This is a genomic window from Thioclava sp. UBA3469 (assembly GCF_002378135.1).
Classification (GTDB): Bacteria; Pseudomonadota; Alphaproteobacteria; order Rhodobacterales; family Rhodobacteraceae; genus Thioclava; species Thioclava sediminum.
Map to the genome: position 1 here is coordinate 1 of NZ_DFRG01000197.1, position 10,539 is coordinate 10,539.

A 10,539-nucleotide genomic window follows, 5' to 3' on the forward strand; every position below is an offset into this window, starting at 1 on the left:
GCCCGGCGGCGATGGCGGCCAGCGCCAGATCGCGGGTCGAGGTGACACCCGGAACCAGATGCGCGGGGCCGTTGTCGCGCACGGCCACGGCGCGCGATCCGTCGGCAAGGGTCAATTGCGAGAGCAACATCTCAGGCTTCCTTGTTCTTGTTGTAGACATCGAAGAAGACGGCGGCGAGCAGCACGAGCCCCTTGATGACCTGTTGGTAATCGATGCCAATCCCGAGGATCGACATGCCGTTATTCATCACGCCCATGATGAAAGCGCCGACAACCGCGCCGATGATCTTGCCCGAGCCGCCCGACATCGAGGCGCCCCCGATGAACACGGCCGCGATCACGTCGAGCTCCACCGCGAAGCCCGCCTTCGGGGTCGCGGTATTCAGACGTGCGGCGAAGACGAGACCAGCGAGCGCGGCCAGAAGGCCCATGTTCACGAAGGTCAGGAAGGTCAGCCGCTCGGTGCGGATGCCCGACAGCTTGGCCGCCTTGGAATTGCCGCCCACCGCATAGACCCGGCGACCCAGCGTGGTGCGTTCGGTCACGAAGACATAGATGATCGTCAGGATCACCATCGACAGCAGTACGTTCGGCAGGCCGCGGAACCATGCGAGCTTCCACGTCACGAAGAGAAGCGCCACGGCGACGATCGCATTGCGGAGCACGAAGAGGCCAAGGGGTTCACCTTCGATCCCGTAGCGCGCATCGCGGGACCGCGCCCGCAGGCCCAGCCACACGAGCAGCACCACAGCGGCGACACCGACCGCCAGTGCCAGCATGTTCGGACGTCCCACGCCGAACGGATCCGCGATGAACCCGGTCGACAGCGCCTGAAACGATTTCGGGAAGGGGCCGATAGATTGGCCTTCGAGCAGCCAGAGCGACAGCCCGCGGAACACCAGCATCCCCGCCAGCGTCACGATGAAGGAGGGGATTTTCCAATAGGCCACGAAATAGCCCTGCACCGCGCCGATCGCCATGCCCATCACGAGGCAAGCCGGGATCGCCACCGCGACCGGCAGGTCCATCGACACGATCAACACCGCGGCGAACGCCCCGATGAAGCCCATGACCGAGCCGACCGAGAGGTCGATATTGCCCCCCACGATCACCAGCAACATGCCCAGCGCCATGATGATGATGTAGCTGTTCTGCAGGAACAGGTTGGTGATGTTGACCGGCTTGAGCAGCGTGCCGCCCGTCACGATCTGGAAGAACAGCATGATCGCGATCAACGCAAACAGCAGTCCGTATTCGCGGATGTGGCGCGCGATATAGGCGCCGATCCCAAGGCCTCCCGAAGGCTCGGAATTCGCTTGTTCGATCTGGTCCATGACTTTCCCTATTCCCTAACGATCAAGGACATGATGCGCTCCTGGCTGGCCTCGTCGGCGTTCAACTCGCCTACGAAGCTGCCCTCGTTCATCACGTAGATCCGGTCGGACATGCCCAGAAGTTCCGGCATCTCCGAAGAGATCATGATGACGGCCTTCCCAGCCGCGCTCAGTTCATTGATGATCCCGTAGATTTCGTATTTCGCGCCGACATCGATGCCGCGCGTCGGTTCGTCGAGGATCAGCACCTCCGGCTCGGTAAAGAGCCATTTCGCGAGCACGACCTTCTGCTGGTTGCCGCCCGAGAGGTTCATCACCTTCTGGAAGACCGAGGGCGTGCGGATATTCAGGTCGCGGCGGTATTTCTCGGCCACTTCAGTTTCGCGGAAGTCCTCGACGACGCCGTTCTTCGCCACCGCGCCGAGATTGGCGAGGCTGGTGTTGCGCTGGATCGTCTCTTCGAGGATCAGCCCGAGGCTCTTGCGGTCCTCGGTGACATAGGCGAGCCCCGCCGCGATGGCGCGGTCGACGGTCGAGACATCGGCGGGCTTGCCGTGGATCAGCACCTCGCCCGAAATATCGCGCCCGTAGCTGCGTCCGAAGACGCTCATGGCAAGTTCCGTGCGGCCCGAGCCCATCAGCCCCGCGATGCCGACCACCTCGCCAGCGCGCACATGCATCGACAGGTCGCGGATCATCTGGCGGTCGCGATGTTCGGGGTGGCGCACGTTCCAGTTCTTCAGCTCGAAGAGCACCTCGCCCGCACGACGGGTCCGGTCGGGGAACCGATGCGCCATGTCGCGGCCCACCATGTCGCGCACGATGCGGTCTTCGGTGAGGTCACCGCCGCGCGCGTCGATCGTGGAGATCGTGGCGCCGTCGCGGATCACGGTCACGCTGTCGGCCACGCGCTTCACCTCGTTCAGCTTGTGGCTGATGATGATCGAGGTGACGCCCTGCGCCTTCAGTTCCAGCAGCAGATCCAGCAGCGCCTGACTGTCGGATTCCGACAGCGCCGCAGTCGGCTCGTCGAGGATCAAGAGGCGCACGTTCTTCGACAGCGCCTTCGCGATCTCGACAAGTTGCTGCTTGCCCACGCCGAGGCTGTCGACCAGCGTGCCGGGCGCTTCACGCAGCCCGACCTTCTTCAGCAGGCCCTCGGTCTGCTGGAAGGTTTCCTGCCAGTTGATCACACCGCTCTGGGCGCGTTCATTGCCCAGATAGATGTTCTCGGCAATCGACAGGAGCGGCACGAGCGCCAGTTCCTGATGAATGATGATGATGCCGCGATCTTCGCTATCGCGGATGTCGCGGAATTCGGCAGCGGCGCCGTCATAGACGATCTCGCCCTCGTAGCTGCCTGCGGGATAGACGCCTGAGAGCACTTTCATCAGGGTCGATTTTCCCGCGCCGTTCTCGCCGCAGATCGCGTGGATCTCTCCGTCGCGGACCGCGATCGAGACGTCGTCGAGCGCTTTCACACCAGGAAAGGTCTTGGTGATGTTGCGCATTTCAAGAAGGGTGGTCATCCGACCTCTCCGGCGTCAAATCGAGTGGGGGGACTGGCCGCCCCGAAGGGCGGCCAGCGTGGCAAGTCGGGGAGGCCCGGCTTACTCGATCTGATCCTTGGTGTAGTAACCGGAGCCGATCAGAACCTTTTCCCAGTTCGACTTGTCCACCGGCACCGGCTGGAGCAGGTAGGACGGGATCACCTTGACGCCGTTGTCATAGGTCTCGGTGTCGTTGATCTCGGGCTCGCCGCCCTTGAGCATCGCGTTGACCATGCCCACGGTGACTTTCGCGAGTTCACGGGTGTCCTTGAAGATGGTCGAGTACTGCTCGCCCGCGAGGATCGATTTCACCGACGGCACTTCAGCGTCCTGACCGGTGACGATCGGCATCTTCATGTCGCCCGAGCCGTAGCCCACGCCCTTGAGCGAGGAGAGGATGCCGATGGACAGCCCATCGTAAGGCGAGAGCACGCCCTGCACCTGCTTGTCGGTGTAATTGGCCGACAGAAGGTTATCCATGCGCGACTGCGCCACGGCACCGTCCCAGCGCAGCGTGCCGACCGTGTCCATACCCATCTGCCCGGACGGGATCACGATATCGCCCGAGTCGATGAGCGGCTGCAGTACCGACATCGCGCCGTTATAGAAGAAATAAGCGTTGTTATCGTCCGGCGAACCGCCGAACAGCTCGACATTCCACGGCTTGGTGTCGGGGAAACGCTCCTTGAGCCCCTGCACCAGCGAATTGGCCTGCTCCACGCCGACCTTGAAGTTGTCGAAGGTCGCGTAATAGTCGACATCCGGCGTGTCGCGGATCAGGCGGTCATAGGCGATCACCTTGATACCGGCGGCCTTCGCGTTGGCCAGAGCGTTCGACAGCGTCGTGCCGTCGATCGCGGCGATCACGAGCACGTCCACGCCCTTGGTGATCATGTTCTCGACCTGAGCGAGTTGGTTCGGAATATCGTCTTCTGCATATTGCAGATCGGTGTCGTAGCCAGCTTCCTGGAACTGTTCGACCATCGAGTTGCCGTCAGAGATCCAGCGAGCCGACGATTTGGTCGGCATCGAGATGCCTACGGTTTCGGCCCAAGCCCCGGAACCGAGCAAAGCGGTGCCGATCGCCAGCACTGCGGCGGCGGTTTTGATTTTCATGGTGTCCTCCCTATGACGGTGCGCGACCCGTCTGTCCTCCTCGCGCAGCCCGATACCGGGCGTGGGAGAAACACTAGCAATGTGGGAGCATGATGATAAAATTACATTCAACGCAATCTGCATACCGAAAGTGATATGCCTCTTTCTCACCTGATGCTGAAACCGGCGCAGTTGCGCCTGATCCGGGCGGTCGCCGAGTCCGGGCAACTCCAGCTCGCCGCCGAAAGCTGTGCCATGACGCAGCCGGCCGCGTCCCGGATGCTGGCCGAGGTTGAGCGCCGGGTCGATGCGCCGCTGTTTACCCGGCAGCCCAAGGGCATGGAGCCGACAGAGATCGGGCTGGCGGTGTTGCGCCGCGCCCGGGCCGTTCTGCGCGAACTCGAGAGCATGGGCTCCGACATCGAGGCGCTGCGCAGCGGTCATGCCGGGCGCGTGCGGATCGGCGCGGTGACCGGCCCTGCGGTGGGCTATCTCGTGCCCGCGATCCGCGCCGTCAAACGCGCCTCGCCCGAGAGCGACATCTCCGTGGAAGTTCTGCCGTCACGCGATCTGTTGGGCTATCTCGCGGCGGGAGAGATGGATTTCATCCTCGCCCGGGTTCTGCCCGAATTCGACAGCGAGCTTTTTGACATCACGCCGATGCGCGACGAGAAGGTTGTGTTCCTCGTTCGCGCCAATCATCCGCTGGCCCGCTCGCCCTTCGTCACGATGACCGAACTGGGAGATTACGAATGGATCCTGCAACAGCGCGGTGCGCCGATCCGGGAGGCGACCTTCGAGGCCTTCGCGGCGCTTGGCCTGTCCGAGCCGCGCGACTGCGTGAACAGCCCGTCGCTGCTGTTCACCATCGCCTATCTCGCGCAAAGCGACGCCGTGGCTGCCGTTTCGGAAGAGGTCGCGCAGCTTCTTATCCGCGAGCCCGTCAACGCGGGCTTCGCGGTTCTGCGCATCCAGCAAGAATTTCGGGTGTCGTCCTATTACCTGCTGGGCCTGCGCCGTCGGCCCCTGTCTCCGCTTGCCCTTAGATTGCGTGAAGAGCTGTTGCGACTTTCCGCGCAAGGAAACTGAGTCAAGGAAGGCACGAGTCCGAGCGGCTCACCCGGTCAGGCGCGTCGCGCGCAGATCGCCTGCCTGTTCGAGGATCGGATAGGCGACATAGGTCACGTCCGTATTGATCTGCTTCAGCGCGCGCACGGTTTCCTGATGGATATTCGTGGTCTCGATCGAGGCGCTGTTATTCGCGCGCAGCCGCGCAAGGTGGGCCGCCTGCAACTCGGCCTCGGCGGCGCGGGTGCGGTCTTTCTCCTCCACGAGCTGGCGCGCATCGTCGATCTCCCCCGACATCAAAACGTTTAGGGCCAGACGCGTGTTCGAAGTGACGCGGTCATGGAAATCGGTCAGCTCCCGCAGCCCTTCTTCCGAGAAGGTCAGGCCGCGTTCGTGGATGCGCTGCGCGAGATCGACAAGATTGGTCGAAATCTGATCGCCCGCATCCTCGAGATGGTTCGCCACCATCGCGATCTCCATCGCGCGCCGGGATTGTTCGGTGCTCAGCCGCGTCTCGTTTAGCCGCGCGACATAGAGCTTGATCTCGTAATGCATCCGATCGACTTCGCTCTCGTTGCGCTTGATGCGGGCGGCGACCTCCGGGTCCCAACGGACGAAAAGACCGAGCGCCGGCTGCAGCATCTCCAAGACCTGCTCGCCCATGCGCAGCAACTCGCGCGCCGCATTGCCAAGGGCATGACCCGCGTCCCCCAGCCCCTTTTCATCGAGCGCGGTAATCCGGGAGGGCGACAGGTCCTTGCGCTCGACCACGACCGCCTCGGCAAGGCGCAACACCCCAGGGATCAGCGGGAGCGACAGGATCGCGACGCCGAGGTTGAAGACCAGATGCAGGTTGATCACCTGCCGCGCTGTCGTCGCGCCCAGAAAGTCGAGCGCATGCGGGAAGGCCATCAGACCGATCAGCACCAGCGCGGCCCCGCCCCCGCGCAGGACGAAATTCGAGACCATGATCCGGCGTGGAATCGGATCTGCCGACAGCGTCAGCATCACCGGGATGATCGCCCCACCGAGGTTCGCACCCAGCACCATCGCCGCAGCGCCCGTCCCCGGCAAAAGGCCCTGGCCCGCGAAGGTCACGAACATCAAGACCGCCGCGATCGAGGAATGCATCGCCCATGTCAACAAAGCCCCGAGCACGAAAGCCGAGACGAGATCGCTGCCCAGCCGGGTCAGCACCGCGTCTACCAGTTCGCTGTCGCGCAGGGGCGCCGTCGCCTCGCCGATCAGACCCAGCGAGAGCAGCACCAGCGCGAGCCCCACGAAGATGCGCCCCGCTTGGCGCGGTCGCCGGGCTTTTGATTTGAGAAACAGCGTCACCCCGATCACGAGGAGCGCGGGCACGAGAACATGGATCGGCGAGAGCAGGATCTGCGCCACGATGGACGAGCCCAGATCGGCGCCCAGCACCAGCGCCACACCCGACACGGCAGCCAATGTCCCGCTCGCGGCGAAACCAGCAGTCAGGATCGCGACGGCGGTCGAGCTTTGCAGCAGCATCGCCGCCCCCGTCCCCGCCGCCATCGCACTGATCCGCGTGCCTGCCGTGCGACGCAGGAATTGGCGCAGCGAGGCCATGAAAGCGCGCTCGACCCCGGTGCGGATCAAACGAACCGCCCAGAGCAGCAGCGCCACCGCGCCCGCGAGATTGATCAGGAAATAGATCATAAGCTCTCCCAAATCCCGCGTTTGGCTTCGGAAGTCCTCCAAGGACACGCGGTTCTACCTCGTTAAACTGCATCAAAATGTGGGTTTCGCAACATTTTTCTTGAATTTATGCGGCATAGGCCACATCAATTTTAAAGTTCGGTGAGGTTTCTCACCTTCGGGAAAAGCGATGGATGCGAGCGTGAAACAAGAGGGACAGCGACTGCGCAAACGCGACCGGCGCGAGCAGATCCTGTTCGAGTTGAAGCTGCGCCCCCACCTGCGCATCTCGCAACTCGCGGCGCAGTTCGGCGTCTCGACAGAAACGATCCGGCGCGACTTCGATGCGCTCGAAGAGAAGGGGCTGATCGACCGCGCGCATGGCGGTGCCTCGCGCCCCCATCCGGGGCACTATCCGACGCTGGACGAGCGCGAACGCGACCAGTTTCAGGAACGCGAGCGGATCGGGCACATGGCCGCCGCGCAGGTCGCGCCCGGCGAAACGCTGATGATCGACTCCGGCTCGACCACGCAGCAGATGGCCCGGTTTCTCGCCATGGCAGGCACGCCCTGCCGCGTCATCACCAATTCCCTGCCCATCGCCATGCTTCTAGGCGGAAGCGACGGGGCGGAGGTGATCCTTGCCCCGGGGAATTACCTGCCGACGGAATCGGCGGTCGTGGGCGAAGAGACGCTCGAATTCCTGTCGCGCCATCATGTCGACCGGGCGGTGATCGGGGCCACAGCGCTCTCGATCGAGGGCGTGTCGGAGACCATTCCGGGCTTCGCCGCGATCAAGCGCGTGATGCTCGCTCAGGCGCAGGCCGGAATGCTGCTGATCCTCGGGTCGAAATTCGGCATTCACGGCTTCACCCGCGCCGCCACGCTAGGCGCGCTCGCCTCGGTGGTGGCGGACCGCGCACCGCCGGCCGATCTGAAAGAGGCGCTGCGCGAGAACGCCGTGGAGGTGTTGCTCGCGAAGTGACGCCTCTGACAAGGGCAGGAATGCCAGCGCGCCGCACGCCTGAACCTGCTGGTGATCCTTGCCGCAGTAGTGGTAAGCGAACGGATATCGGCGAAGGTGCAAGGAACGATCCTCTGATGACAATGACCGCGCAGGAAGCGCTCGCAGCCTATGAGCGCGCGCGCCACCGACTTCCCTCCCCCGGCGCGGGCACGACAAGCCAGATGGCCCGCGACCTTTCGGAGCTTGCCGATCTGTTCGACGTGTTCCTGCTCGATGCGTTCGGCGTGCTCAATATCGGCGAGACCGCGATCGAGGGCACGCCCGAGCGCGTCGCGACGCTGCAAGCGCAGGGCAAGCGGGTGATGGTCGTGTCGAACGCGGCGGGCGTGCCGCATTACAGCCTGATGCGGAAATACACACGGCTCGGCTATGACTTCGCGCCCGAGGATGTCGTCACCAGCCGCACCGCCATTGTCGCGGCGCTGCGCGAAGCCCCTTCCCGCGCATGGGGCCTGATGGCGAGCGACACGGCAGGCGATGACGAGCTGGATCAGTTCGACGTGACATGGCTCGCCGAAGACCGTGCCGCCTATGATGCAGCCGAAGGGTTCCTGCTGATCGGCGCGGCGGATTGGACCGAAGAGCGGCAAGACCTGCTCGAAGCGTCCATCCGCGACAACCCGCGCCCGGTCTGGGTCGGCAATCCCGATATCGTCGCCCCCCGTGAGGTCGGTTTCTCGCAGGAGCCGGGTCACTTCGCGCATAGGCTCGCCGATGCGACGGGTGTGGCGCCGGAGTTCTACGGCAAGCCTTTCACCAATATCTACGACATCGCCTTCGCGCGTCTCGGTCCGGTCGATCCTGCGCGCGTGCTGATGGTGGGCGACAGCCTGCACACCGACATTCTCGGCGCACAGGCGACCGGAATTCGCTCTGCCCTGATCGCGGGATACGGTTTCTTCGGCGGCGAAGACGCGCAGGCGGCCATCGCCTCCTGCGGCATCGTTCCGGATTTCGTTCTGGAACGACCGTGAGTGCGCCGCCGCTGCCCCCTGCGAAATGATGTGATTTTTCAAAGTCATCGCGCGCGCTCCCGCCCCGACCGCGATGGGCTATACTTGATATGCACCTTTTAGTATGTGTGTCCCCCGAGGAGCACGGAGGCCAGACCTGTCATGGACTCACCAGAAAGCATCCAACAGCATTTGGCTGCGATTGTGGAAGGCTCGGAAGATGCGATTGTCACCAAGGACCTCAACAGCATCATCCTGAGCTGGAATCGCGGCGCGGAAAACCTGTTCGGCTACACTGCCAAAGAAGCCATCGGTCAGCCGATCACGATCATCTTTCCCGACGACCGGATGGATGAGGAGGTCGATTTCATCGCCCGTCTGCGGCGCGGCGAACGGATCGCCAATTACGAGACGATCCGCCAGCGCAAGGATGGCAGCCCCGTTCCGGTGTCTCTGACCGTCTCGCCCGTGCGAGATGCCGATGGCCAAGTCGTCGGCGCGTCGAAGATCGCGCGCGACATCACCTTGCAGCATCAACTGGCGGAGCAGCAGAGACTGCTCCTGTCCGAGATGCGCCACCGGGTCGGCAACGCCTTCGCCGTGGCCGCGTCCCTGATTGCCGTCGCCGCGCGGCAGGCAGACAGCGCGGAGCAACTCAGTAGAGAGATGCGCAGCCGCCTTCACGCCATCGCGTCGCTCAACTCGATGACGGTGAACGACCCCTCGGGCGAACAACCCGATGGCATGCCGCTCTCCTATCTCGTGAGCACGATCCTGAAACCCTTCAGCGAAGGGGTGAGCGTTCAGACCTCGCTTCCGGATATTCAGGTGCGCCCTGCTGCGATCACGCCGCTGACGCTTGTGCTCTTTGAGCTTGCGACGAATTCGGTGAAATATGGGGGGCTCTCGCGGGAAGGTCATGGCGTCGAAATAAACGCCGTGATCGAGGACGGGCGCTTCCGACTTGCATGGAAAGAGCCCGGCGTCACCGAAGCGGGATCCGGCAAGAGTGAAAGCAAAGGGTTCGGCACGTCGCTTTGCCGACTCACCGTGTCGACCTCGCTCGGCGGCAGCTTCTCGCGCGAATTCACGCCAGAAGGATTGGTCGCGGCTTTGGACCTCGATCTGACCACCGTAGCGCAGATGCCGTGAGACCGCCGGGCGCGGAGCTGTCCCTGCGATTTGGGTTTCAGGCGTCGCGATTTGCGTCCAGCCCGAAGAAAAGGCTACCTATGTCGCGAAGATAAAAAGAAAATCGCGAGGCCCGACCATGGCACCGGACGGAAGCACAGCAAAACCGGCAGAGCTTCGGCATCGGATCATGGCCGGTTTCATCGGCAACGTGGTCGAATGGTACGACTTCGCGCTCTACGGCTATCTTGCAGGCGTCATCGCCCCGGTCTTCTTTCCGTCCAACGATCCGACCGCGGGCCTGATCGCGACTTACGGGATTTTCGCGGCCGGCTTCCTGATGCGCCCGCTTGGCGCAGCGGTGTTCGGCTGGTTCGGCGACCGCTACGGGCGCGCGCGCACGATGCAGATCTCGGTCGTGATGATGGCGATGCCGACGCTGTTTCTGGGCATATTGCCGACCTATGCGCAGGTCGGCGTTCTGGCGCCGGCGCTTCTGGTTCTGGTGCGGCTGCTGCAGGGCCTGTCGGTCGGCGGGGAGTTCTCGTCCTCGGCCACATATCTTGTCGAGACTGCGCCCCTGAAGAAACGCGGCCTGACGGGGAGCTGGGCCAATATCGGCTCCATGTCGGGCTCGCTTCTGGGCGTCGGGGCGGCGGCGCTCGTGACGAACCTCTTCGATGCTCAGACGCTCGCGGAGTGGGCGTGGCGCCTGC

9 protein-coding genes are annotated in these 10,539 nt (G+C 63.6%); 5 read left to right on the forward strand and 4 right to left on the reverse strand.

The window, feature by feature from the left end:
• Window positions 1-131: 131 nt before the first annotated feature.
• The 3 genes from mmsB to chvE form a co-directional block, all read right to left on the reverse strand.
• Window positions 132-1,334: a multiple monosaccharide ABC transporter permease gene (gene mmsB / locus B3D39_RS14225; protein ID WP_078520305.1), complete on the reverse strand. Its 1,203-nt coding sequence runs from the start codon at window positions 1,332-1,334 to the stop codon at window positions 132-134.
• A gap of 8 nt (window positions 1,335-1,342) precedes the next feature.
• Window positions 1,343-2,863 carry a multiple monosaccharide ABC transporter ATP-binding protein gene (gene mmsA / locus B3D39_RS14230; RefSeq protein ID WP_078520306.1) on the reverse strand — a complete coding sequence of 507 codons (1,521 nt, stop codon included), beginning with the start codon at window positions 2,861-2,863 and terminating at the stop codon, window positions 1,343-1,345.
• A gap of 81 nt (window positions 2,864-2,944) precedes the next feature.
• The gene (gene chvE / locus B3D39_RS14235) at window positions 2,945-4,000 is read right to left on the reverse strand and encodes a multiple monosaccharide ABC transporter substrate-binding protein (protein WP_274963122.1); all 1,056 of its coding nucleotides are present in this window, start codon (window positions 3,998-4,000) and stop codon (window positions 2,945-2,947) included.
• A gap of 135 nt (window positions 4,001-4,135) precedes the next feature.
• Between chvE and B3D39_RS14240 the strand changes: the two genes are divergently transcribed.
• Window positions 4,136-5,068 carry a LysR family transcriptional regulator gene (locus B3D39_RS14240; protein WP_274963123.1) on the forward strand — a complete coding sequence of 311 codons (933 nt, stop codon included), beginning with the start codon at window positions 4,136-4,138 and terminating at the stop codon, window positions 5,066-5,068.
• 27 nt (window positions 5,069-5,095) lie between these two features.
• Here B3D39_RS14240 and B3D39_RS14245 read toward each other — a convergent pair whose 3' ends face one another.
• Complete coding sequence (locus B3D39_RS14245) at window positions 5,096-6,733, reverse strand: Na/Pi cotransporter family protein (RefSeq protein WP_274963124.1); 1,638 nt, start codon at window positions 6,731-6,733, stop codon at window positions 5,096-5,098.
• 181 nt (window positions 6,734-6,914) lie between these two features.
• Here B3D39_RS14245 and B3D39_RS14250 point away from each other — a divergent pair, with 181 nt between their 5' ends.
• The 4 genes from B3D39_RS14250 to B3D39_RS14265 form a co-directional block, all read left to right on the forward strand.
• Window positions 6,915-7,697 carry a DeoR/GlpR family DNA-binding transcription regulator gene (locus B3D39_RS14250; protein WP_274963125.1) on the forward strand — a complete coding sequence of 261 codons (783 nt, stop codon included), beginning with the start codon at window positions 6,915-6,917 and terminating at the stop codon, window positions 7,695-7,697.
• Between the two features lie 116 nt (window positions 7,698-7,813).
• Entirely contained in the window at window positions 7,814-8,713 is a 900-nt protein-coding gene (locus B3D39_RS14255; protein ID WP_274963126.1) for an HAD-IIA family hydrolase, read from the forward strand.
• Between the two features lie 141 nt (window positions 8,714-8,854).
• A complete protein-coding gene (locus B3D39_RS14260; RefSeq protein ID WP_274963127.1) occupies window positions 8,855-9,844 on the forward strand; it encodes a PAS domain S-box protein in 990 nt (329 codons plus the stop codon).
• Between the two features lie 118 nt (window positions 9,845-9,962).
• A partial coding sequence (locus B3D39_RS14265; RefSeq protein WP_286789823.1) for an MFS transporter occupies window positions 9,963-10,539 on the forward strand: 577 nt, incomplete at its 3' end.

Coding starts and splice junctions, on each gene's coding strand:
- chvE (WP_274963122.1), bottom strand. CDS start 4,000: ATGAAAATCAAAACCGCCGCCGCAGTGCTGGCGATCGGCACCGCTTTG.
- mmsA (WP_078520306.1), bottom strand. CDS start 2,863: ATGACCACCCTTCTTGAAATGCGCAACATCACCAAGACCTTTCCTGGT.
- B3D39_RS14240 (WP_274963123.1), top strand. CDS start 4,136: ATGCCTCTTTCTCACCTGATGCTGAAACCGGCGCAGTTGCGCCTGATC.
- B3D39_RS14245 (WP_274963124.1), bottom strand. CDS start 6,733: ATGATCTATTTCCTGATCAATCTCGCGGGCGCGGTGGCGCTGCTGCTC.
- B3D39_RS14260 (WP_274963127.1), top strand. CDS start 8,855: ATGGACTCACCAGAAAGCATCCAACAGCATTTGGCTGCGATTGTGGAA.
- mmsB (WP_078520305.1), bottom strand. CDS start 1,334: ATGGACCAGATCGAACAAGCGAATTCCGAGCCTTCGGGAGGCCTTGGG.
- B3D39_RS14255 (WP_274963126.1), top strand. CDS start 7,814: ATGACAATGACCGCGCAGGAAGCGCTCGCAGCCTATGAGCGCGCGCGC.